Annotated in this window: 19 protein-coding genes; 8 read left to right on the forward strand and 11 right to left on the reverse strand. The window is 68.9% G+C overall.

Annotated elements, in window-relative coordinates; all coding sequences use genetic code 11:
* Window positions 1–4: 4 nt before the first annotated feature.
* From QM619_RS01375 to QM619_RS01385, 3 genes are all read right to left on the reverse strand, one after another.
* On the reverse strand, window positions 5–2,293 hold the full coding sequence (locus tag QM619_RS01375) for a prephenate dehydratase domain-containing protein (protein WP_415103524.1): 2,289 nt from the start codon (window positions 2,291–2,293) through the stop codon (window positions 5–7).
* Between the two features lie 33 nt (window positions 2,294–2,326).
* Window positions 2,327–3,901 carry a polyprenol phosphomannose-dependent alpha 1,6 mannosyltransferase MptB gene (gene mptB / locus QM619_RS01380; RefSeq protein ID WP_415103526.1) on the reverse strand — a complete coding sequence of 525 codons (1,575 nt, stop codon included), beginning with the start codon at window positions 3,899–3,901 and terminating at the stop codon, window positions 2,327–2,329.
* Between the two features lie 192 nt (window positions 3,902–4,093).
* Complete coding sequence (locus tag QM619_RS01385) at window positions 4,094–4,297, reverse strand: hypothetical protein (RefSeq protein WP_415103528.1); 204 nt, start codon at window positions 4,295–4,297, stop codon at window positions 4,094–4,096.
* Between the two features lie 91 nt (window positions 4,298–4,388).
* Between QM619_RS01385 and QM619_RS01390 the strand changes: the two genes are divergently transcribed.
* A complete protein-coding gene (locus QM619_RS01390) occupies window positions 4,389–5,204 on the forward strand; it encodes a fructosamine kinase family protein (protein WP_415103530.1) in 816 nt (271 codons plus the stop codon).
* Between the two features lie 161 nt (window positions 5,205–5,365).
* Here QM619_RS01390 and QM619_RS01395 read toward each other — a convergent pair whose 3' ends face one another.
* Together QM619_RS01395 and aat are read right to left on the reverse strand one after the other, a co-directional pair.
* Window positions 5,366–6,229: an Fpg/Nei family DNA glycosylase gene (locus QM619_RS01395; RefSeq protein WP_415103532.1), complete on the reverse strand. Its 864-nt coding sequence runs from the start codon at window positions 6,227–6,229 to the stop codon at window positions 5,366–5,368.
* A complete protein-coding gene (aat, locus tag QM619_RS01400; protein ID WP_415103534.1) occupies window positions 6,222–6,968 on the reverse strand; it encodes a leucyl/phenylalanyl-tRNA--protein transferase in 747 nt (248 codons plus the stop codon). The genes QM619_RS01395 and aat overlap by 8 nt, the downstream gene beginning before the upstream one ends.
* 353 nt (window positions 6,969–7,321) lie before the next feature.
* On the opposite strand from aat, the gene QM619_RS01405 reads away from it, so the two are divergent.
* On the forward strand, window positions 7,322–7,999 hold the full coding sequence (locus tag QM619_RS01405; protein WP_415103536.1) for an EcsC family protein: 678 nt from the start codon (window positions 7,322–7,324) through the stop codon (window positions 7,997–7,999).
* A gap of 11 nt (window positions 8,000–8,010) precedes the next feature.
* Here the strand turns inward: QM619_RS01405 and QM619_RS01410 are convergent, their stop codons facing one another.
* Window positions 8,011–9,981 carry a GTP-binding protein gene (locus QM619_RS01410; RefSeq protein WP_415103538.1) on the reverse strand — a complete coding sequence of 657 codons (1,971 nt, stop codon included), beginning with the start codon at window positions 9,979–9,981 and terminating at the stop codon, window positions 8,011–8,013.
* A 170-nt stretch (window positions 9,982–10,151) separates the two neighbouring features.
* Between QM619_RS01410 and QM619_RS01415 the strand changes: the two genes are divergently transcribed.
* Window positions 10,152–10,502, forward strand: a complete 351-nt coding sequence (locus QM619_RS01415; protein ID WP_415103540.1) for a DinB family protein — start codon at window positions 10,152–10,154, stop codon at window positions 10,500–10,502.
* A 251-nt stretch (window positions 10,503–10,753) separates the two neighbouring features.
* On the opposite strand, the gene QM619_RS01420 is transcribed toward QM619_RS01415, so the two are convergent.
* Window positions 10,754–11,173, reverse strand: a complete 420-nt coding sequence (locus QM619_RS01420) for a PIN domain-containing protein (RefSeq protein ID WP_415103542.1) — start codon at window positions 11,171–11,173, stop codon at window positions 10,754–10,756.
* Window positions 11,174–11,283: 110 nt separating this feature from the next.
* Between QM619_RS01420 and QM619_RS01425 the strand changes: the two genes are divergently transcribed.
* The 5 genes from QM619_RS01425 to QM619_RS01445 all read left to right on the forward strand — a co-directional run bounded on the left by QM619_RS01425 (window position 11,284) and on the right by QM619_RS01445 (window position 17,707).
* Window positions 11,284–11,955 carry an alpha/beta fold hydrolase gene (locus QM619_RS01425; RefSeq protein ID WP_415103544.1) on the forward strand — a complete coding sequence of 224 codons (672 nt, stop codon included), beginning with the start codon at window positions 11,284–11,286 and terminating at the stop codon, window positions 11,953–11,955.
* An 88-nt stretch (window positions 11,956–12,043) separates the two neighbouring features.
* Window positions 12,044–12,811 carry a VTC domain-containing protein gene (locus QM619_RS01430; RefSeq protein WP_415103546.1) on the forward strand — a complete coding sequence of 256 codons (768 nt, stop codon included), beginning with the start codon at window positions 12,044–12,046 and terminating at the stop codon, window positions 12,809–12,811.
* A gap of 208 nt (window positions 12,812–13,019) precedes the next feature.
* On the forward strand, window positions 13,020–14,369 hold the full coding sequence (locus tag QM619_RS01435) for an FAD-dependent oxidoreductase (RefSeq protein WP_415103548.1): 1,350 nt from the start codon (window positions 13,020–13,022) through the stop codon (window positions 14,367–14,369).
* Window positions 14,370–14,646: 277 nt separating this feature from the next.
* Window positions 14,647–16,971 (forward strand): alpha-galactosidase, encoded by a 2,325-nt coding sequence (locus QM619_RS01440; protein ID WP_415103550.1) that lies wholly within the window; start codon window positions 14,647–14,649, stop codon window positions 16,969–16,971.
* Window positions 16,952–17,707, forward strand: coding sequence for an FAD-binding oxidoreductase (locus QM619_RS01445; protein WP_415103552.1), 756 nt, complete (start codon window positions 16,952–16,954; stop codon window positions 17,705–17,707). Before QM619_RS01440 ends, QM619_RS01445 begins: the two co-directional genes overlap by 20 nt.
* 18 nt (window positions 17,708–17,725) lie before the next feature.
* Here the strand turns inward: QM619_RS01445 and QM619_RS01450 are convergent, their stop codons facing one another.
* From QM619_RS01450 to QM619_RS01465, 4 genes are all read right to left on the reverse strand, one after another.
* A complete protein-coding gene (locus tag QM619_RS01450) occupies window positions 17,726–19,195 on the reverse strand; it encodes a glycoside hydrolase family 32 protein (RefSeq protein ID WP_415103554.1) in 1,470 nt (489 codons plus the stop codon).
* Between the two features lie 87 nt (window positions 19,196–19,282).
* A complete protein-coding gene (locus QM619_RS01455) occupies window positions 19,283–20,119 on the reverse strand; it encodes a carbohydrate ABC transporter permease (RefSeq protein WP_415103556.1) in 837 nt (278 codons plus the stop codon).
* Between the two features lie 7 nt (window positions 20,120–20,126).
* Window positions 20,127–21,020, reverse strand: coding sequence for a carbohydrate ABC transporter permease (locus tag QM619_RS01460; RefSeq protein ID WP_415103558.1), 894 nt, complete (start codon window positions 21,018–21,020; stop codon window positions 20,127–20,129).
* A complete protein-coding gene (locus QM619_RS01465) occupies window positions 21,020–22,402 on the reverse strand; it encodes an extracellular solute-binding protein (RefSeq protein WP_415103560.1) in 1,383 nt (460 codons plus the stop codon). The genes QM619_RS01460 and QM619_RS01465 overlap by 1 nt, the downstream gene beginning before the upstream one ends.
* Between the last annotated feature and the right edge of the window lie 208 nt (window positions 22,403–22,610).

A 22,610-nucleotide genomic window follows, 5' to 3' on the forward strand; every position in this document is an offset into this window, starting at 1 on the left:
GCCGTCAGCCGGGCGTGGGCCGGACCACCGGCGTCCGTGGCGACCAGGGCACCACGCCCAGGTCGCGGACGCCGTCCGGCAGGTCGGTGACCGGATGGCTGGTCACCCACAGGCAGTTGCCGTCGGGGTCGGTGAGCAGTTCGTCGAAGCCGGGCCCGCGTCCGACCAGCGGCGCGATGGCGGCCACCGACGGCGCCAGCACGATGCCACGCAGGGTCGGGTCGGAGCCGTCCCGATGGTCGTCGAAGGCGCCGGGCTGTCCGACCACCACGAACCGGGTGATCGAGCCGGACAGGTCGTCGATCTCGCGCTCGACCACGTGCACGAACGGGTGGTCGGCCTCCGCGCCCGAGGACGCCAGCGCGATCGCCGGACCGCCCGCGGCCAGCAGTTGCCCGAGGGCGTCCGCGGTCGACGCGCAGGGCCGCGGCTCCAGGCCCCAGCGCCGGACGAAGTTGGTGCATTGGGCGAGGGCCTGCGGATGGCTGAACACGGGCGCGCCGCGCAGCTCGGCCAGCACCACCGGTGCCGCCGCGTAGGCGTCGAACCGGACGGCGACGTCCACCATGCCGCCGGCGACGACCGGCACGTCGGAGGCGAGCAGCGCCTTGGTCGACCGGGTGACCAGGCCGGACGCCGAACTGGTGATCGGCAGCACGCCGAGGCCGCCGTCGCGGGTCGCCTCCAGCACCTCGTCGAAGGAGTCGGCCGGTTCGATCCGGACGTCGTGCTCGCCGGCGCCGGCCAGGCCGACGGCGAATTGCCGGGCCGCGTTCTCGGAGAAGGTGCCGGGCGGACCCAGGTAGCGCAGCGCCAGTCCGCCGGCCCGCACCGGACGTGCCACGCCGTGCGGCCAGGCGTAGGCCACCTCGACCGCCCGGCGGAGTCGTTCGATGGTCTCGTCCAGATCGAGGTCGGCCCGGATCTCGGTGCGGATCACCACCGCCCGCTGACCGGTGCGCACCGCCTCGGAGACCAGGTAGGCGGCACCCACGCCGCGCTGCTCGCGGACCACCGAGGCGACCCCGTCGCCGGCCACCGACTCGGGCACCAGGAAGCGGATGTCGCGGCGCAGGTGGGCCAGCCAGGCGTCCAGTGCCACCTCGAGTTCGGCGTCCGACAGCACCTCGACGTGCCCGATGCCGAATCGGGTCCGGACGGCCTTGTTGCGGCGTCCGAGCCGTTTGGCGTTGCGGACGCCGGGTCCGTCGAGCAGCGCCGCCTGGCCGCGCGGGCCGATCAACAGCTCTTCGAGCACCAGATGCACCGGGGTGAGGTCGACCAGCCGGCCGACCCGCAGCTTGTCGGGGCGTCCGGTCGGGTACAGACCGACCAGGCCGCCCAGTCGGCGCACCCGTGCCAGCGTGGCCCGTTTCGACTGGCCGGCGCCCAGCGTCGCCGCCGCGGTGTTGCGGACGGTGTCGAACAGGGCGCCGCTGAACCGGTCGCGGGTGGCCGCGATCCGGGCGACCAGGCCGTCCTTGTCGGTGGCCGCGGCACTCACCGAGGCAGCGGCGGCGGCCAGCTGCTGGGCCGCGGCGGCCCCGTCCACACTGGCCTGGATGTGCGCCAGGGTGAGTTCCTGGTTCTCTTCCAGCAGGCTGACCGCCAGCCCGAGCAGCGCCTCGAACAGCGGCGTCCGGGCCGCCCAGAGCTCGTCGGTGAGGTCGAGTCCGCTGTCGGCGACCGCGGTCACGAAGCCGAGCAGCGCCTGGTGGGTGAGCGCCAGCACGTAGGTCATGATCGTGTCGTGCCGCTCGGGTGAGAGCACCGTGTAGATGCCGCCGCGGCTGACGATCGCCTCTTCCAGCCAGCCGGTGGCACCGCCGCGCACCTCGCTGGCGCACACCGTCTGGCCGTCCAGCGAGCGGGCGCCGGTGTCCATCAGCGGATGCAGCACCACCCGCGTCCGGTCGGGCACCGCGTCGAGGACGCCGAGCGCCCAGCTGAAGCTGGAGCCCACCATGATCACCGGGGCGTCGCCGGGCAGCAGGGCGTCCAGTTCGGCGAGGACGTCGCGCGCGGCACCGTCCGGCACCGCCAGACAAACGATGAATCCCGGCACGGCAAGCTCGGACGCCACCTCGTCCAGAGTGCCGGTGACCACCGGGATGTCGCCGAACGCCCCCGCCGCGGTGGCCAGCAGCTCGGTCGACGCGGCCGTGTCGACCAGCACGACCCGCTGCCAGGGCAGGTCGGCGAAGAGGTGTTCGGAGAGCCAGCGGCCCATCCCGGCGGCGGCTCCGACGACCAGCAGCCGGAGCTGTCCGGCGGGCTCGGTGGTCTGGTTCACCGGCTCAGTCTAGGGAACCTGAGACGGGGCGGTTCAGGGCTGCGCGGGACGTCCGCGGAAGCGCCGCCAGCCGGCCCGCAGCAGGCGCAGCGACGGCATCTCGCCGCCCTCGGAACGCCACCACCAGATCACCCAGACGATCGCCGCCATCTGCGCCGCGGTGCACAGCACGTCGCGCATCAGGAAGCCGGCGATCACCACGCCCGGACCGAACTCGATGACCCGGCCGGCGACATAGGCCAACGACAGCCAGGTGCCGCGCCACATGGTGATCACATCCAGCCGGTTGGCCGCCATCAGCGACAGCGGCACCCAGGTGATCAGGTCGTACCAGCTCAGCGTGTAGGGCGAGGTGATCAGCCAGGCGGCGGTGAGCAGCGCCGCCGTCCGCACCGCGATGGTCAGCGGATCGCGTCGCGGCTCGTTACCCGGGGGTGCGCCCGGCGCGATCACCCAGGGCAGCACCCGGGACAGCATCCAGGCGACCGAGACCAGCCCGATCATGCCCAGCACGCTCATCACCGGACGGGACGTCGCATCGCCGACGGTCAGCCGGCCCAGTTCGTGCAGCCACTCCACCCACGATCCGGCCGACACGTAGGAGGTGTTGCGTCCGGCGGCGAACAGCGCCTCGGGGGCGAACAGCCCGTAGCCCAATCCGATGGTGACGCCGGCCGCCAGACAGAGTTGGAGCAGCTTGCGCGGCTGATGCCGATAGCCCCACACCATGGCCAGCCCGTAATAGACCAGCGACACCTTGACGCAGCCGGCCAGCCCGATGCCGACCCCGGCCAGCCACGCGTTGCGCCTCATGAACCACAGCCCGGCAACGGCGAACACCAAGGTCAGCGGCTCATTGTGAGCCTGCGCGCAGATCGACCAGATCATGATCGGGTTCAGAATCGTGAACAGCACGGCACGGGTCTGGAACGCCGGATCGCCGTGCGCCATCTTGACCGCGATGAAGGCGAGCACCAGGAACGGGATCAGCGCGAACATCTGCAGCCAGAACACCACCTGGTGCATGCTTTCGCCGCCCAGCGTGGCGGCCAGCCACTGGCTGAACGAGGCGATTGGCCCGTACACCGACGGGGTGTCCTGCCAGGGGGCCTCCACCCAGCGCATCACCGGGTCGTATTCCTGCCGGATGATGTTCGCCGGCGTGATGTCGTAGGGGTTCCAGCCGAGCACCATCAGGCGTCCGTACGCGGCGTACATCAGCACATCGGCCGACGTCAGCGGGGGAACCAGTGAGGTCACCGTGCAGAGTGCGGCACCCAGCAGGAACAGCCGGTGCACGCTCGGACGCCAGCCGGCGTCCACCGCGCGGTAACAGATCCACAGCCCGATCGCGCCGGCGGCGATCGCCAGCCACAAGCCGAGTACCGCGACCCACTCGTTGAGCGAGACGATTCCGGCCGGCAGATACCAGGGCGGCATCAGGCTGCTGCGCGGACCGAGCCGCAACGCCACCGCGGAGGGACCCATGAACCCGATCACGATGGTGATCAGGGTGCCGGCCAGCATCAGCGTCAAACCGAGCCGGGCGTTGCTGGTCCATTTCTGGTCGAGAATCGCGCGGGCACGGGTGACCAGCGCGCTCGGCATCGGGTGGCTCCTCGGGGTAGACAGCAGGGCTGAGACTATCGGCCGCGCCGCGCCACACCCCAGTGGATGCGTCTGGTCGAGATCATCATGTTATCCGCGGCAGAAGGGCCCGATCGGCGGGGCGCTCGTCGGATAGCGACCGATTTCAGGACCGCGACGCCCGACCAGGCGAGACGGCTGCCGAATCGGTCGCTATTTGACGGGCCGGCGAGCCTGCCGGGCTCGTCCAGACACCCCGACCGCCGCGATAGCGAGCCCGACGAGTGGGATCAACCACAAGGCAGGATTGCCGGCGGACGCGTTCTGGTCGGCCCACAGTCCGCCGGCATAGAGCGCCACACCGCCGCCGAACACCAGCACCATCCCGGTGACGACCATCATTCGGAACGTTTTCATGGCTCTTCACTCTCATCCTCGGGACGCCTCGGACACAATCTTCCCCGACCGTTCCAAGGACGATCTGTCACACCTGCGCTACCGTGCGGCGATGGACGGCGCGACGAACCCGCTGGACGACTGGCCGGTGGAGTTGCCGGAGCCGGTCAGCCTGGAGCCATTGGGCGGCGGTTGGGTGGGCCACACCCGGCTAGCGACCTTGAAGGACGGACGCCGGGTGGTGGTGAAGGACTGCCCGTACCCGGTGCTGGGCGAGGCCGATGGGTTGGCGGCGCTGCGGACGGCGGGTGTGCCGACGCCGAACGTCCTGGCCGCGACCGGATCGCGACTCGTGCTGGAGTATCTGGAGGGCACGCCGGACTGGGCAGCGATGGGCGCCGCGATCGCCCGGATGCATCGCTGCACCGGACCTGGCTACGGCTGGCATCGGGACAATCGAGCCGGACGGTTCGTGCAGCCGAACGGCTGGCTGGACGACTGGCCGAGCTTCTTCGCCGAACGCCGGATTCGCACCCACCTGGACGACCCGTCGATTCCGCGGGAGCTGGCCCGGCGGCTGCAGCGGGCCTGCGACGGGGCGGTGCAGGCGATGCTGCCGAGCCGTCCGGTGCCGTCGCTGACCCATGGCGACCTGTGGACCGGCAACACCGTCGCCGGGCGTTGGGTGATCGACCCCGAAGTGTCGTTCACCGACCGCGAGCTCGACCTGGTGCACATGCTCGGCCCCAGCCAGAACCCGTTCCCGCCGGAGTTCTGGGAGGCCTACGAGGGCGAATGGCCGATTCCGGACGACTTCGCCGACCGCCGCCGAGTGCTCGGTCTGCATCACCGGCTGCTCGGCGTCCGGCACTTCGGCGACCGCAGCGTCCCCGCCCTGATCGCCGACCTGGACGCCCTCGGCTGGTAGCAGATCCCGTGGCAAGCACGGGATGACGAAACCCACCCCGTCATCCCGGCGAACGCCGGGATCTCCAGCGCAACCCGACGCACACCCGCGCAAGAGATCCCGTGGCAAGCACAGGGATGACGAGGCTCGTCATCCCGGCGAACGCCGGGATCTCGAGGCCGCTACTTCAGCAGCTTGGACAGCCGGCGATCGGCCAGCGGTTTGCCGCCGGTCTGGCAGCCGGGACAGTACTGCAGGGACGAGTCGGCGAACGACACCTCGGCGATCGGCGTCCCACAGAGGTCGCAAGGCTGACCGGTGCGGCCGTGCACCCGCAGGCCGATCTTCTTCTCGCCCTTCAACTCCTTCGCGGCGCGTCCGACGGAACGTTCGATGGCGTCGTTGAGTTCGCCTTTGACGGCGGCGAACAGCCGGGCATGTTCCTCGGCTGACAAGGCATTGGACGGCTTGAACGGGCTGAGTTTCGCGGCGTGCAGGATCTCGTCGCTGTAGGCGTTGCCGATGCCGGCGATCACCCGCTGGTCGCGCAGCACCCCCTTCAGCTGGGCGCGTCCAGCCTTCGCAAGGATCGCCGCCAACGCGTCGGAGTCGAACTCGTCGGCCAGCGGATCAGGGCCGAGACTGGCCAGCATCGGCACCTCCTGCGGATCGCCGACCACGTAGACGGCCAGCTTGCGCTGGGTGCCCATCTCGGTCAGGTCGAAGCCGGAGCCGTCGTCCAGCACCACCCGCAGACTGAGCGGGCCGCGTCCGGGACGGGCCGGCTTGGCCGGCATGGTGTCCCTCCATTGCAGCCAACCGGCCCTGGCCAGGTGAAACACCAGCCAACTGCCGGAGACGTCGATGGCGATGAATTTGCCGTAGCGGCGCACCTCGCTGATCTCACCGCCGTGCAACGCGGACAGCGGCAGCTGAAAGGTCTTCAACGCGCTGAACGCCAACAGCTCGGTGCGGGCGATGGTGGCGCCGGTCAGCTTGTCGGTCAGGAACGATCGCAGCGCCTCGACCTCGGGCAGTTCAGGCACCGGACTCCCCCGTTCCCCAGCCAATCGAACCCAACCCAATCGAACCCTGCTCGGTCAGCTCACGTTCGGCGGCCCAGTCCGGGCCGGGCAGCGCCAGCGCCTCGTCCAGGCTGGACAGGTACTCGTCGCGGTCGATCTCGATCACGCCCAGGGACGCCAGGTGCTCGGTGCGCCACTGCACGTCGATCAACCGGTCCGGGTTGCCGTCGCGGCGCATCGCGCGGGCCAGCCGGAGCAGCGCCACCTTGGACGCGTCGCGCCCGATCTCCGCGTCGTGGAACATCGACTCGCCGGCGAACAGCCCACCAATCGACACCCCGTAGAGGCCGCCGGCGAGCCGGCCGTCCGGCGTCCAGGTCTCCACGCTGTGCACCACGCCCCGCTCGTGCAGCACGGTGAACGCGTCGATGATGTCGTCGTCGATCCAGCCGTGCGGACGGGACGGGTCGGCACACCGCGCCAGCACCCGGTCGAAAGCGGCGTCCACCGTAGTCAGATAATGTTTCGCCGATTTCCTCAGGGAGCGGGTGACGCGCAGCCCGTCCGGCAGCAGGACGCCGCGGCGCATCGGCGACCACCAGCCCATCCGGGCCGGGAACCACGAGTTGTGCAGGGGCATCGGGAACACGCCGCAGCGGTAGGCCAACACGACCAGATCGGGATCGAGTTCGTCGGAGAGCCCGATCAGGTCTTGCGCAGGCCAGTCCCGCGGCGGTCCGAAGATGCCGGGGCGACTCATTGCACGATTGTGCCATCCGGCGCCGACGATTCCAGGGACCCCGTCGGGACCACGAAGACGGGTTCAGCGGCGTCCGCGCTCGTCAAACAGCGACCGATTCGGGACGTCATCGAGGCGAGCGAGGCGAAGCGGCCCCCGAATCGGTCGCTGATCCACGGTTGTCGGTCAGGCAGCACGCGGCGCCGCGCGGTGACCGCGATCCTCGGGGTTCGTCCGGACTGGGTCGTGCCTGACTTCGTCATGGCGCGCCGTCCGCGTCCGTCCGACCGGGGACGCCGCCGGGTGACCCCGGATGATCACCGCGACGGCCGTGAGTAGTGTGGACGCCAGCCCGCGACGCCAGGAGCCACCGCATGTCCGCTCAGGAACCCAACTCCGCTCAGGAAACCAGCAAGACCCTCGTCCAGCGTGCCCCGGAGGTCGCCGGGAACTGGCTGCGCCAGATTCTCGAGTTCGCCATCGACGGCAATATGACCATTCCGGGCGCCAAGGACGCCGCCGCCCGGTCGCTGCAGACCCGCGGCGATCACGAGGAGGCGGTCGACTCGGTGATCCGGCAGCATGTCGGCCTGGCCGGGGCGCAGGGTTTCCTGACCAATCTGGGCGGCCTGCTCACCCTGCCGGTGGCGCTGCCCGCCAACCTGGCCGGGCTCGCCGTCGTCCAGATGCGGATGATCGCGGCAATCGCGCACCTGCGCGGCTACGACCTCAACGACCGGCGGGTCCGTTCGGCGCTCACCCTGGCGATGCTCGGCGAGGACGAGGTGCGCAAGCGGGTGGCGTCCGGGAAACTGCCCAGCACCCCGATGGGGGTGGCGACGGCGCCGGTCTTCGATCCGGCATTGGAGCACCTGGTCAGCGAGCGGGTCTTCGGCGACCTGGGCACCAAGATGGCCGGCAAGCATGTCGTGGTGCAGGTGGCCAAGCGGATCCCGCTGGTCGGCGGCGGGGTCGGCGCGGCCGCCGACGGCTATTTCACCTACGCGTTGGGCCAGTACGCGCGGCGCGAGTTCGTCCGTCGTCGCGGCTGACCCACCGCCCCTCACCGGGGACGTTCCCGGCACCAGACCTCGCCGTCGAGTGGATCGGGTCCGATCCGGCGACGGACGGGCGGCGTCCCGATGACCGGCTGATCGTGATCGATCTCGATCTGCAGCACACCCTCGCCACGGGTCAGGTCGGGCAGGCCTCGCGAGAACTCGAGCAGTCGCCGGGTCGGCAGGGTGCCCGACAGCACCAGCCGGTCGTCGTGCTGGGCCGTGTCGGCGATCCGTCCCTCGGACTGGCCCAGGGTCGCGGTGACGGCGGCCAGCGCCGACGCGGGAATGTCGAGGGTGAACCGTTCGATCGGTTCGCAGACTGCGGTGCCGGCCTGGGCGAGCGCCTGGTGCACCAGCATCGGCGCCAGGTTCCGGAAGTCCGCGCCGACCGTCGACATGTTCTTGTTGAACGTCTGGTGGGCGTGGCTCTGCCGGGGGTAGTACCCGGTGTGGGTGATGGTGACCACCGCGTCCGGAATCGCCCAGCCGTGCCGGCCCTGGGCCAGCCCGGTCCGCACCCCCTCCCAGGCGGCCTCGAAGAACGCCGGCGGCATCGAGCCGAGCTCGGCCTCCAGCCGTCGCACCAGCCCCGCCCCCGGTGGTGCCGACTCGACCCGGACACCCAGCGTCGCCAGGTACTGGGTGAATCGCTCGGTGATCAGCTGCACCGCGGCACCGGAGCCGAGCACCCGCTCGACGTGCACGATGGTGGTGTCGCTGAACCGGGTCGGGACGTCGAACTGCTCGGCCAGCAGGCTGCCGATCACCTCCTTCTGCACCTCGCCGTACAGCGACACCGCCAGTTCGCCCCGATCGGGATCGACCCGCAGGTTGATCAGCGGATCGGACTGCGCCAGCTCGGACAGCGCCCGGTTGAGCGCTCCTCGCCGGCTCGGGTCGACGGGTTCGACGATCGCTTCCAGTCCCGGCGGCGGGAACTCGCGGGTCACCCGTCCGGCGATCGGGGTGCCGATCCAGTCGCCGATCCGCAACGCGTCCGGGCCCTGGACGGCCGCCACCTCGCCGGCGCCGACACAGGTGGCCGAGACGAATCCCTCGGGCGCGGCGCGCCGTAGCGCGGTGATCCGCCGGGGCCGCTCGCCGGCGACCGAAACCCCTTGCCGCAGGGCTACTTCTCCGGCAAAGACCCGCACCCAGGCCGTCCGCCGACCCCCGTCGTGGTCGATCTTGAAGACCAGCGCCGAGGACTCGGCAGCCGCCGGACGCGCCCAGGCGAACAGCCTCGACAAGCCGTCCAGAAGCTCACGGACGCCGGCGCCGGTCAACGCCGAACCGGCCAGCACCGGCACCAGCACGCCGCGTCCGACCAAGGTGCGGGTCAGCGTGGCGAGCCGCCGCTGGGTGAGCCTGCGTTCGTTCACGGCATCGGCGAGCACATCGTCGTCGTGCCGGGTGAGCACCTCGATCACCGCGTCGGACGCCAGCGGCACGGCCTCGACGGCGGCGTCCGGACGCCCTTCGGCGTCGGTGCGCGACAGCATCACCACGTCCGGGCCGGCGGTGCCAGCGAGCCGTCGGCGCACCTCGGCGACGACCCGTGAACTGTCGGCGCCCGGCCGGTCGATCTTGTTGACGAAGACCAGGGTCGGCACGTCCAGCCGGCGCAACGCCCGCCACAGCACGACGGTCTGCGGCTGCACGCCCTCGACGGCGGACACCACCAGGATCGCCGCGTCCAGCACGGCGAGGCTGCGCTCTACCTCGGCGATGAAGTCGGAATGGCCCGGCGTGTCGATCAGGTTCACCTGGACGCCACCGCGGACGAACGCGGCCACATTGGTGCGAATGGTGATGCCCCTGCGGCGCTCCAACTCCATCGAGTCGGTGCGCGTGGTGCCGAGGTCGACACGGCCGAGGCTGCCGATCGTGCCGGATTCGAATAGCAGCCGTTCGGTCAGGCTGGTCTTGCCGGCGTCAACGTGGGCGAGAATCCCCAGGTTGAGAAAGTGCATGCGGGTACTCCAGGACGGGTCGGACGATCAGGGCATGGACGACCCGTGCTGCCATGATCAGACCTCCTTTCCCGTACCCGGTTCAGTACCGCGGACGTCACCCGACGTCCGGGTCAGCATCGCAAGCCGCCGGTCCCGATGCAAGCCCTTGGCCCGCACAGCCGCATCCGGTGACCAGCATCGGGTGGCGATTGCACCACATCGCCGGCTGCAACTGGATCTATGTGGAGCACGCATTCGGGCGTGGTCGCCTCGGCTTTCCCGATCTCCAGGTCCACGGAACGGCGGATGCGGCCCTGCGGGATTGGCAGGCAAGCCGCGAGGCACTCTCGGCCTGGCTTGACTCGGCCGAGGACGCCGACCTCATCGAAGACTGCCCTACCCCTCTGGGCGGGCCGCTCACGGCGAGCGAGATCGTGCGCATCCTCGTGGACGAGCAGACACACCACGGTGCGGAGATCGCGCTTCTCCGCGATCTGTGCCGGCGGCGGCACTCATACCGAGCAGGGCCGCCGCGGTGACCAGATCGCCAACCCCACGCCGAGAAACGTGCGCTATGAATGGCCCGAGAACCCCAGGCGGGACCGCACGCCGAGATACGAGCGTTGTGGCCGGGTCGAGACGCTCCCATAACGCACATATCTCGGCGCGACCCTCCCCAGAGACACTCAGGCAGTTCCATAACGCACACTTCTCCGCGCACAGACACGGCGGTCACCTGTCGCCAGGCCGCAACCAACACCCCGTACAAAGGCGACAAGGCTATGGGCCTCTACGAGCCCTGCTTCCATGGGTTGAGGCAGGCGACGCCGAGCGGCTCGAAGTGGCGGAGGTTGCGCGTCACGACGGTCATCCCGGCAGCCTGGGCCACAGCGGCGATGAGCGCATCGTCGAGCGGCGCGTGTTCGGGGACTCGATAGCCGGCCAGGATGCATGCGGCGGACTGGTCGAACGGCAGCACCCGGCCGGCGAACGCCGGCAGCACCCGGTCGCCGAACCAGCGGCGCAGGATCTCGCCTTGGAGCCGGTCGGATCGCTCTTTGGCGACGACGCCACGTTCGATCTCGGCAAGGGTCGTCGCCGTCACGAACTGGTCAGCGACCGGCACCCCGGACGCCCACGCCTCGACAGCGGGATGGCGTCCCCGGACTCGTAGCACAGAGACGACGCCTGCGTCTAGGAGGTACTGCATCGCCGGATCACCACTCCGGGGTGCGGGCGGTCAACCCGAGCCGCTCGGGCTCGAACTCGATATCGGCGCCCCCATCTACCGTGGTCGACAATCGACTCGAAGGAGGGACGATGACCGACATCGTGCTGATCGGCGGGCTGTGGCTGCGTCCGGAGATCTGGGGAGACGTGGTGACCGAGCTCGCCGGGCTCAGTCACCGGGGCGTCCCGGTGAGCTTGCCCGGACAAGGTGACGGCAACGCTGCGGCCGATCTCGACGATCAGGTGGACGCCGTGCTCACCGCGGTTGACGGGTGCCCCAAGCCACCGCTGGTGGTGGGCCATTCGGCCGCGGCGTCCCTGGCCTGGATCGCGGCCGACCGGCGGCCGGTGGCGGGTGCGGCGCTGATCGGGGGTTTCCCGGTGGCCGACGGCGAGGCGTACGCCGACTTCCTGCCGATCGCGGACGGGGCCATGCCTTTCCCCGGCTGGGCCGCCTTCGAGGGTCCGGACGCCGCGGATCTCGATCAGGCGACCCGCGAGCGGCTGGCGGCGGAGATGATCCCGGTGCCGGAGGGCGTGGCGCTCGGCGTGGTCCGGCTGCATGACGAGCGCCGCTACGACGTCCCGGTCACGCTGATCTGCCCGGAGTTCACCCCGGACGACGCCCGCGCCTGGATCGCCGCCGGCGACCTGCCGGAGTTGGCGAAGGCCCGCCACCTGGAACTGGTCGATCTCGACTCCGGGCATTGGCCGATGGTCACCCAGCCGTCCGCACTGGCGGCAGCGCTTGCCGCGATCTGACCACCGCCCAGGAAGGATCCGGAGGTTCACGGGCGGTTGCCCGGTCGATCACAGCGCGACCACAGTGGCGCACGATGAATTGAACGCCATGATCACCACAGCGACCTCCCCGTCCGTCATCGACTTGCCCACCATCGACCTGGACGAGTTGATCGGTCGCGGCAGCCTGCTGGCCCGCGTCGATCGCAAGTATGCGCTGGCTACGGCGGACGCCGCGATGGCGCTCGAGCTGGTGGACCCGACCACCACGCGGGTGCTGCAGATCGACGGCGTGCAGAACCTGGGCTACACCTCGGTCTACCTGGACACCGCGGGCCTGGAGTCATTCCTGCTGGCCGCCCGCGAGCGGCGGCGGAGGTTCAAGGTGCGCACCCGGCGCTACGAGTCGAACGGCGCCTCGTTCCTGGAAGTGAAGACCCGGTTCCGGGAGCAGACCATCAAGCATCGACTGCCCGGCGAGCACCTCACCCGCGGTGGGTTCTCCGAAACAGGGGCACGTTTCGTCGACGAGACGCTGCGCGGCGCGGGCATCCGCAACCCTCCGGTCGCCGGCCTCGTTCCGTCGTTGCGGGTCGACTACCGCAGGGTCACGCTGTTCCACGAGCCGACGGCATCCCGCGTCACCATCGACACCGGCCTGACCTGGTGGGACGTCCGCACCGGCGCCTGGCTGAGCCGTCCCGATCTGGCGATCATCGAGACCAAATCGGCCGGACGCCCGGCCGGCATGGATCGGCTGCTGTGGTCGCTCGGGCATCGTCCGGATCGCATCTCGAAGTACGGCACAGCCCTCGCGGCGATGCATCAGCACTTGCCGTCCAACAAATGGCGGCGCACCCTGAAGGAGCATTTCTGAACCTGCCCGGACGCCGCAGGGTGGCAGAATTGCCACCTGCCCAAAAGCCGCGCGTGATGCCACCTCGGCGTCATTCCGGTCTTCAGCCTCTGCGCGCTGCCCAACAACGATGTCGCCTGCGGGGCACCGCCGTGGGCGCCAGCAAGTTCTTCTGACCGGTACACGCGGTTGTGAGAGCTGCCGGCGGGGTTCAGGCTAGGGTGCCGCCATGCCGGAACCCCGCTATCGCGTCGCGATCGTCGGTGCCGGGCCGTCCGGACTGTTCGCGGCACAGTTCCTGACCGCTCACGACGACGTCGAAGTCGACATCTTCGACCGATTACCGACCCCGTACGGGCTGTTGCGCTATGGCGTCGCACCTGACCACACGTCGATCAAGGCGGTCGCGAACGCGCTGGCACGGGTGTTCGACAATCCCGCGGTGCGTTTCCTCGGCATGGTCTCGCTCGGCCGCGACGTCACCCGCGACCAACTGCTGGCGGGCTACGACGCGGTGATCTACGCGGTGGGTGCCAGCGAGGATCTGCGGCTGCGGGTCCCGGGTGAGGACGCGATGGGCAGCCGGTCGGCACGGGAGTTCGTGGCCTGGTACTCCGGCCATCCGGACGCCGAACCGCAGTCACTGGACGGTGTGACGCACGCGGCGGCGATCGGGGTCGGAAACGTCGCGGTCGATGTCGCCCGGATCCTGGCCAAGGAACCGCTCGCTCTCGATGTCACCGACATGCCCGAAGACGTGCTGGCCGAGTTGCGCCGGGCTCGGCTCACCGATGTCTGGGTGGTCGGACGGCGCGGCCCGCAGCACGCCAGCTTCACCACCACCGAGCTCCGCGAACTGTGCCGGACGCCAGGCGTCGCGGTCAGCGTGAACCCGGAGGCCTTCGACGATGTGGACGACGATGCGCTCGATCGGCGCACCCGTGCCAACGTCGCCGTGCTGCGCGAGGCGTCCGCGACCGAGGTCGCCGATCCACGGGTCCGGTTGCACTTCGTGTTCTGGCGGCGTCCGATCGAATTGCGTGGCGATCCGGTGCGTGAACTGGCTCTCGAACGCACCGCACTGGACGCCGACGGTCGCGTGGTCGGCACCGGCGAGACCGAGGCGATCGACGTCGAACTAGTGTTGCGCGCGATCGGCTATCGCGCCGTTCGGTTGCCCGGGGTGCCGTTCGACGAGACGCTCGGTGTGATCCCGTCGGAACGCGGCCGGGTGCTCGCCGATGGCACCGTCGCCCCTCGTGAATACGTGGTCGGCTGGATCAAACGGGGACCGATCGGCGTCATCGGCACCAACAAGTCAGACGCCCGCGAGACCGTCGACCAGGTGCTGACCGACCTGGCCGAGTTGGGACCGAGACCCGATCGGGTAGACCTGCTGGGGACCCTCGCCGCACGCGGGCGCGCGCCGTCCACCTTCGATGACTGGCGCCGGATCGAGGCCGCCGAGGCCAACCGTGGGGCGTCCCACCAGCGGGAACGGATGAAGATCGAGGCCTGGCACGAACTGCTCGATCTGGTGCAGGCCGGACGTCCGGGCGGTCCCATCCCACCTAGCTGAGCAACACTTCTGCGAGCGAGCCATCGACGGGTTGGAAAACTCGTCGGCCGAATTGTCCGTTCTTTTGCCCTCACGGTGTCGGGCATGTCACGTGTCCTGCTCTCGGTTCTCCTCGCGCTGGTGCTTGCGCTGGCCGGCTGCACCGGGGACCCAGCGGCACCGTGATGCAGCAGGAGCCGTTGTGACGGGACGGGCCCGGCAGCGACTCACGCCGCCGGTGCTGCGGCTGCGTACCCTTCTGACTGACCAGACCGCGAGATCCGAAAGCGAGCCCCCCGTGACCACTGCTGACCTCGGCCTTGCCCGGCCGGAACCGGACGCCTGCGTCGTACTGCGCGCCGCCGGTGTGTGCGTCGTCCTCGATATCGCCGCGGGCCGGCTGCCGGCGATCGTGCACTGGGGAGCCGACCTGGGAGACCTGACCGATTCCGACGTCCGCGCGCTGGTCCGGGCGTCTGTGCCGCCGGTGGTCTCGCAGCTCCCCGACCAGCCCTTGCGGCTGGCGGTGCTGCCCGAGCACTGGACGGGCTGGGTGGGGCGTCCGGGGCTGCGCGGTTCGCGCCACGGACGAGACTGGTCGCCCCAGTTCCGCGCCACCGCGCTCCGCGTCGACGGAGCGGACGTCGTGACCGGCCTGGCGGTCACCGGCGCCGGCTCAGTGCAGTTGGACGCCGTCGACGATACCGCCGGACTCGGCCTGACGCTGACGATGGAACTGCTAGCCAGCGGCCTGTTCCGCAGCCGCGCCCGGCTGACCAATCTGGCCGGCGATCCCTACCAGCTGGACGACCTGGTGCTGGCCTACCCGGTGCCGCAGCTCGCCACCGAGATCCTCGACCTGACCGGCCGATGGACCAAGGAGCGGGTCCCGCAGCGCCGCGCGTTCACCGTCGGCACCCACCTGCGGGAGAACCGGAAGGGCCACACCGGGCACGACTCGGCCTACCTGCTGCACGCCGGCGCGGCCGGCTTCGGCTTCGGCACCGGTGAGATCTGGTCGGTGCACACCGCCTGGAGCGGAAACCACACCCACTACGCGGAACGCATGTACACCGGCGAGCAGGTGATCGGCGGCGGCGAATTGCTGCTGCCCGGCGAGATCGTGCTCGGGCCCGGCGATCGCTACACCTCGCCGTGGCTGTACGGATCGTACGGCATCGGCCTGGACACCGTCGCCCGCCGCTTCCACAGCTTCCTGCGCGAGCGTCCGCACCATCCGTCGGTGGAGCGTCCGGTCACCCTCAACGTCTGGGAGGCGGTCTACTTCGACCACGACCTGACCAAGCTGATCGCGCTGGCCGAAGCTGCCGCGGCCGTCGGGGTGGAGCGGTTCGTGCTGGACGACGGCTGGTTCGGCGCCCGTCGCGACGACCACGCCGGGCTGGGCGACTGGACGGTGTCACCCGAGGTCTGGCCCAACGGGCTGCATCCGCTGATCGACCGGGTGAACGAACTGGGCATGCAATTCGGGTTGTGGTTCGAGCCCGAGATGATCAATCCCGACTCGGACGCCGCCCGCGCCCACCCGGAATGGATCATGGCCACCGGCGGACGGCGGCCGGTCGAATCGCGCTATCAGCAGGTGATCAACCTCGGCATCCCCGCGTGCTACGGCTACATTCGCGACGCGATGACGGCGCTGCTGGACGAGTACCCGATCGCCTATGTCAAATGGGATCACAATCGCGACCTGATCGACGCCGGCACCGCACCGTCGGGGCGTCCGGGCGTCCATGAACAGACCCTGGCCTATTACCGGCTGGTCGACGAACTGAAGGCCGCCCATCCGGGGCTGGAGATCGAATCCTGCTCATCCGGCGGGGCCCGTGTCGACATCGAGGCGATCCAGCACACCGACCGGATCTGGGTCTCCGACTGCATCGATCCGCTGGAACGGCAGCAGATGAACCGCTGGACCCAGCAGCTGCTGCCTCCGGAGCTGCTCGGCTCGCACATCGCGTCCGGCGCCTCGCACACCACCGGACGCTCGCACACCCTCAACTTCCGGGCGGCCACCGCGGTCTTCGGCCATCTCGGGATCGAATGGGACCTGACCCGGGCGAGCGCGGCCGAGTTGGTCGAGTTGGGCGCCTGGGTGGGCTTCTACAAGGAGTATCGCTCACTGCTGTTGGGTGGCGAGATGATCCGGATCGACCTGCCGGACGACACCATCGCCGCCCACGGCGTGATCGCGCCGGACCGCAGCCGGGCCGTCTACTCCTTCGCCGAACTGGGACGCTCCCCGCTGGTGATGCGGGGACGGCTCCGCTTCCCCGGCCTGGACGCCGAGCGACGCTACTGGGTGGCGCCGCTGATGCTGGACCACGCGCCGATGGTGGAAGTGCCGCAATGGTGGGGTGTCGAGCAGGAGAACAGCCACGCCCATTACCCGTCCGAGATTCTGCCGCGGCTGCGGGCCACCCCGGATTTCGGCGTCGAGCTGACTGGCGCTGCCCTCGCCCAGGTGGGCCTCACCCACGCCCCGACTTTCCCCGAGACGGCGATCCTCTACCTTGCCGAAGCGGTGGATCGAGACCCTCTCGACGATTGCTCTGGCGGCCGCATCAAGCCAAGCTGTAGCCATGACGGGCAGTGTCGGTGAGCAGTCGTGGCGTCCTTATCGGGTGGTCGACCGGATCGAGGAATCCGCGGAGGCATTCTCGCTGCTGCTGGCGCCGGTCGAGGGCGAATTGCCGTACCACCGCACCGGCCAGTACGTCACGATCGACGTGGAACTGCCCGGCGGCGATCACCGTCCGCGGCAATACACGATCTCGTCCGGACCGAACGGCGAATCGTTCCGGATCACCATCAAACGGGTGGCCGGCGCCGTCGGGTTCCCCCGCGGCCAGGTCTCCGGATGGCTGCACGAGAACGCCCGGCCGGGCGCCGTCCTGGACGTCTCCGAGCCGCGCGGCCAACTGGTCCTGGACGAGTCGGACGGTCCGCTGGTGCTGATCTCGGCGGGGATCGGCGTCACGCCGATGGCGGCGATCGTCGAAGACCTGGCCCGGCGTCAGCCCGACCGCGAGGTGTGGCTGCTGCACGCCGACCACTCCCACGAAAGCCACGCGCTCTACGAGACCCTGCGCCGGCACGCGCTCGCGATGACCAACGTCCACACCCAGGCCTGGTACGAGCAGGACGCCGAGTCGGCGCCGACCCTGCGCCCGGCCCGTCCGGGTTTCATGGATCTCGCCGACATCGACCTGCCCGCGGACGCCTCCGTCTTCCTCTGCGGACCGCCCCGATTCATGCAGTCGATTCACGGCGCCCTGCTCGCCAAGGGAATCACCGACCACAACATTCACCGCGAGGTGATCGGCACCGACGGGTGAGCGGTTCCGCGGGTAGGGCTATTCGTAGATCGTGCCGATCCGGTGTACGGCCAGCGCGGTGATCGCGGCGGTTCCCGCCTCGCTGAACACCTCGACGCGGCGCTCCCCGTCGCCGGGGAAGACCACCGAGCTCATCGCCTCGCGTCCGCCGTCGAGAAAGACCTCGACGCTCGAGGCGTCCAGCAGAATGCGCATCCTCAGGGTGCCGCCGACCACGGCCGCGCTGCGGTAGCCGCGCTGTCCGGCGCCCGAACGGTGCCGGTCGGTGACCACCCGGCCAGTCTGGACGTCGTAGGCGATCATGGTCTCGTCGCCGCCCGTGGTGGCGTGGACGATCAGCCCGACGCGTTCCGCGGTGGACGCCGCCAGGTCGATCTCAATGCCGATCTCGCCGGACGTCAGATCGTCGGCGATCACCCGCGACTCCTCGGCGTCCAGCACGAAGGCGTCGACGGTGTCGGTGCCGATCCGCAGCCCGTCCAGCTCGGCGATCGGCCACATCGTCAGGGTGTGGTCCGCGGTGAGTCCGAGCTCGCGCATCACCGTCAGCTGGGAGCACCAGCCGTCCTGCTGGGAGGGCATCGGCTGGTCGGGGCCGCCCGCCATCCAGCCGAGCAGCAGGCGACGGCCGTCCGGTGCCAGGAAGGTCTGCGGCGCATAGAAATTGCCGCCCTTGTCGAGTTCGGCGTGGTCGGCGACCACCTCGAAATCGCCGCCCGGCCGCCAGTGGCCCACCACGTAGCCGACATTGTGGACGTTGCGGCGCTCGAAACCGTCCGGATGGGCGCCCATCGGGCTGAACACCAGCACCCAGCGGTCGCCGAGCGGAAAGAAGTCCGGGCACTCCAGCATGAACACGCCGGGCAGCGTGGACCGGTACAGCACCCGGTCGAAGCGCCAATCGACCATGTCGTCCGAGACGTACAGCCAGATCTCACCGGATCCGTCGCGCGCCCCGACGCCGACCACCAGATACCAGCTGTCGCCCTGCCGCCAGACCTTGGGATCGCGGAACTGAGCGATGCCTTCCGGGGTGTCGATGACCACGCCGCGCTTCTCGAAATGATTCGCGTCCGTGCTGACCGCCATCATCTGGCACTGCCTGACCCCGCCGGCCCGGTCCACGCCGTTGAGCCAGACGTGTCCGGTGTAGTAGACGACCAGCTCACCTGCCTCCGAGACGACGGCGGAGCCGGAGAAGACACCGTGCCGGTCGCCCGCCAGGTCCGGCGCCATCGCGATCGGCTCGCGGCGCCACTGGATCAGGTCGGCACTGCTGACATGCCCCCAGTGCATCAGTCCCCAGGTCGGGCGGTACGGGTCGTGCTGGAAGTACACGTGGTAGCGGCCGTTGTAGTGACACAGGCCGTTGGGGTCGTTGAGCCACCCGCCCACCGGCGCGATGTGAAACCGCGGGTACCACCGGTCGTTGCGGGTGGCGGCCAGTTTCTCGACCGACGCCTCTGCTCGCCGCAAATCCTCGTTCATGCTGACAGCCGTCCTTTGCTCGAAATACAAGAGTCACCACGTGACGATGCCCGCCACCCGACGGTGGCGGGCATCGCGTGGAACGCGTTACTTTCCGGCGCCCGCGGTGAGGCCCTCGCGAAGCGGCTTCTGACCGAAGACGAACACGAATAGCGCGGGAATCATCGAGATGATCACTCCAGCCAGCACGGTGGCGACCGAGCCGCTACCGAGCTTGCCCTGCAACGACACCAGGCCGAGCGGCAGCGTGAAGTTCTGCTCACTGATGGTCATGATCAGCGGTCGGAAGAACTCGTTCCAGTGGTAGTTGAAGGCGAGAATTCCGACGATCGCCAAGCCTGGCGCCGACAACGGCAGATAGATGCCGAAGAAGGTCTTCCACGGTCCCGCGCCGTCGATCTCGGCGGCTTCGCCGAGTTCGGCGGGCAGACCCATGAAGTACTGCCTCATCAAGAAGGTGCCGAATGCCGTCGGCAGGGCCGGAATGATCAGCGCCAGCAGCGTATCGGCCAGGCCCATGCCACGGATCAGCATGAACACCGGGACGATAGTCACCTGCATCGGCACCATCATCGTGGCCAGGATGATGGCGAACAGGCCGTTCTTGCCCCGGAACTCGAACCGGGCGAACACATAGCCGGCCATCGCCGCGCTGATCATCTGCCCAGCGGCCGCAAGCACGGTCACCAGGGCCGTGTTCCACACGTACAACCAGACCGGGATCTTGGTGAACACGTCCGCGAACGCGCTGAAGCCGGTGGTGGTGACGTGGGTCACCGAGTCTTGTGGATTGAGCGCCGTGATCAGCGTCCAGACCACCGGACCGATGGTGAGGAACGCGCCGATTGCGAGCACCAGGTACTTTCCGAACGTTCCGATCCCAGCAAGGGGCGAACGGGTTGTGACTGCATCGATATTGCTCATGAAAACCTCACCCGTAGAAGACGTAGCGCTTGCTGAGCTGGAACTGGAGACCGGTGACCAGCATGATCACGAGGGTCAGCACGATGCCGATGGCCGAAGCGCCACCGAAGTCGAGCTGCCGGAAGGCCGATTCGTAGATCACCATCACCGCGGTGCGGGTGTCGTCACCTGGGCCCCCTCGGGTGAGAACCCAGGGCTGGTCGAAGATCTGCAGCGCGTTGATGATCGCCATCACGGACGCCACCAGCATCGTCGGGCTGATCAGTGGAATGGTGATGTGCCGGAACTGTGACCAGCCCACCACGCCGTCGATCGACGAGGCCTCGTACACCTCCTTCGGAATGCCGGCGATGCCGCCGATGAACATCAGGAAGGTGAAGCCGAAGTTCTGCCATACATAAACGATCAGCACCACGACCTTGGCGCCAAAGCCGGTGGTCAGCCAGCCGACCTTGCCGACGCCGATCATGGTGAGGAACTGGTTGATCAGGCCGAACTCGTAGTTGAACAGGTAGGCCATGATCAGCGACACCGACGCCGCCGACAGGATCAGCGGGAAGAACAGCGCCGAGCGGAAGAACGTCCGAAGCCAGTCGGGCATCTTGGACTGCACGAGAATGGCCAGCCCGAGAGCCACCGCCAACTGTACGATCACAGCGGCGACCACGAAGGTCAGGGTGTTGAGGAACGACACCCTGATCGTCGGGTTGGCCCCCATCTGAACGAAGTTCTCGAAGCCGACGAACTCCGGCGGGGTGATGATGTCCCAGCGGAAGAACGCCAGCACGACGGAGCCGAGAATCGGCACCACGCTGAACAGGCCCAACCCGATGACGGTGGGCGCGAGGAAGACCCAGATCAGCGTCCGGTTCTTCTTTTGAGGGTTAACGGAGGCGGACATCAGCGTCCCTTCAGTGCGAGTTCGAGGTCACGCTGCATCAACTCCAGCCCCGGCCGGACACCGTTGGGCCCGTTCATGATCGTGCTGACCACGTTCTTGAGCAGTGCGGATTCGACCGCAGCCTGCTGTGGCGGGGCAGGCATCGGTCCGGTGGTCGGGAATTGGATGAGGGTGTCGTAGAAGACATTCCAATGCGCCGGGCCGACCCCGGCGCCATAGAGCTTGTCGTTCAGCGAACGCCGCGGCAACGACGAGTCCGGCTTGTTGTGCGCGATGGACATGCCCTCGACCGAGACGCAGTACTTCAGCCATTCCCAGGCCTCGTCCTTGCGTTCGGAGACGGCCATGATCGCGTAGCCGCCGGCGCCGAACTGGTGGCGCTGGCCGTTCATCGCCGGGAAGTAGGTCACGTCGTAGGCGTCGTTGGCGACGCCGGCCTCTTTCAGGCCCTGGACCCAGTAGCCACCGGCTGGGGTCATGCCGACCGCGCCGGTGGAGAACAGCGCGACGAGCTCGTTGCCGCCGCCCTGTGCCGGGTTGGCCGCAAGCCCCTCGCTGACCAGGCGCTGGAGAACCGAGAAGCTCTCCACCGTGGCGTCGTTGAGCGCGTCGGCGTTCTCCCATAGATAGCCGCCGCCGCGCGGCGTCTCGTTGGGGTAGAACTTCTTCCAGAACCAGTCGCCGCCGGGCGCCTTCTCCTCGGTGAGGAAGCTGGTCTTGTTGACGTAGAGCCACGGCACGACGCCGCCCCACAGCCGGTTGTTCCAGAAGTAGGGCAGGAAACTGCCCTGCCCGCTGGACTTCATCGCCCGGGCGACCGTGAAGAAGTCGTCGATCGTCCAGTTGTCGTTCGGTCGCTCCAGGCCGGCCCGCTGCAGGGCGGAGGTGTTGTAGAACACGTTCGCGGCGTTGAAGTTGTCCGGCAACTGGAAGAGGCTGCCCTTGTAGAGGAATGCCTCGATGAGCGACGGGTGGACGTCGTCGAAATACTCCTGCATCTCGGCTGCGTCGCGTTGCACGTAGTCATCGAGCGGATGGGCCATCCGAGAGGCGAACAGCTGGGTGCCCTCGGTGGCGACGGTGACCACGTCCGGGGGGGTGCCGGCCGCGATCATGGTAAGGATCTTGGCGAAATACTCGCTCCAGTCCTGGCCCTGGATCGCCACGATCCGCACCGGGATGTCGGGATGCCTGCGGTTGAAACCGTCGATCAGCCCCTGCCGCTGGGCGGCGTCCTGCTCGGTTCCGAAGAGTGCGATGGTGAGTGCACTCTTCCCGCGCCCGGGAATATCTGACGCTGTGAGCCGCGGCCACGACACCGCGGTTCCGATCGCCCCGAGGCCCAGCGTCGCGAGCATTGCTCTTCGGGTGAAATCAGCCACTCTGCTGCTCCTTTTGAATGGGTCCGACCGCCCAGTGACAACCACTGGTTCGGGGGGCCCGAGGTTGCCGCGATGCTAATCGATTTAGCATCACGGCGTCAACGAAGGCTCAACGGGTGTCGAGGGTGGCTTGTGCTGCCCCGCCGATGGGGAGATCCGGCGGCGGATGTTAGCATCGGGCTTGGTCCGCGGCCAGGAGGGGGACTGC

It is taken from the genome of Micropruina sp. (assembly GCF_047606665.1).
Taxonomy (GTDB): domain Bacteria; phylum Actinomycetota; class Actinomycetes; order Propionibacteriales; family Propionibacteriaceae; genus Micropruina.

Excerpts from the sequence above, each read along its gene's own strand:
- mptB (WP_415103526.1), bottom strand. The coding sequence starts at position 3,901 with ATGCCGAGCGCGCTGGTCACCCGTGCCCGCGCGATTCTCGACCAGAAA.
- QM619_RS01385 (WP_415103528.1), bottom strand. The coding sequence starts at position 4,297 with ATGAAAACGTTCCGAATGATGGTCGTCACCGGGATGGTGCTGGTGTTC.
- QM619_RS01390 (WP_415103530.1), top strand. The coding sequence starts at position 4,389 with ATGGACGGCGCGACGAACCCGCTGGACGACTGGCCGGTGGAGTTGCCG.
- aat (WP_415103534.1), bottom strand. The coding sequence starts at position 6,968 with ATGAGTCGCCCCGGCATCTTCGGACCGCCGCGGGACTGGCCTGCGCAA.
- QM619_RS01405 (WP_415103536.1), top strand. The coding sequence starts at position 7,322 with ATGTCCGCTCAGGAACCCAACTCCGCTCAGGAAACCAGCAAGACCCTC.
- QM619_RS01410 (WP_415103538.1), bottom strand. The coding sequence starts at position 9,981 with ATGCACTTTCTCAACCTGGGGATTCTCGCCCACGTTGACGCCGGCAAG.
- QM619_RS01420 (WP_415103542.1), bottom strand. The coding sequence starts at position 11,173 with ATGCAGTACCTCCTAGACGCAGGCGTCGTCTCTGTGCTACGAGTCCGG.
- QM619_RS01425 (WP_415103544.1), top strand. The coding sequence starts at position 11,284 with ATGACCGACATCGTGCTGATCGGCGGGCTGTGGCTGCGTCCGGAGATC.
- QM619_RS01430 (WP_415103546.1), top strand. The coding sequence starts at position 12,044 with ATGATCACCACAGCGACCTCCCCGTCCGTCATCGACTTGCCCACCATC.
- QM619_RS01435 (WP_415103548.1), top strand. The coding sequence starts at position 13,020 with ATGCCGGAACCCCGCTATCGCGTCGCGATCGTCGGTGCCGGGCCGTCC.
- QM619_RS01445 (WP_415103552.1), top strand. The coding sequence starts at position 16,952 with ATGACGGGCAGTGTCGGTGAGCAGTCGTGGCGTCCTTATCGGGTGGTC.
- QM619_RS01450 (WP_415103554.1), bottom strand. The coding sequence starts at position 19,195 with ATGAACGAGGATTTGCGGCGAGCAGAGGCGTCGGTCGAGAAACTGGCC.
- QM619_RS01455 (WP_415103556.1), bottom strand. The coding sequence starts at position 20,119 with ATGAGCAATATCGATGCAGTCACAACCCGTTCGCCCCTTGCTGGGATC.
- QM619_RS01460 (WP_415103558.1), bottom strand. The coding sequence starts at position 21,020 with ATGTCCGCCTCCGTTAACCCTCAAAAGAAGAACCGGACGCTGATCTGG.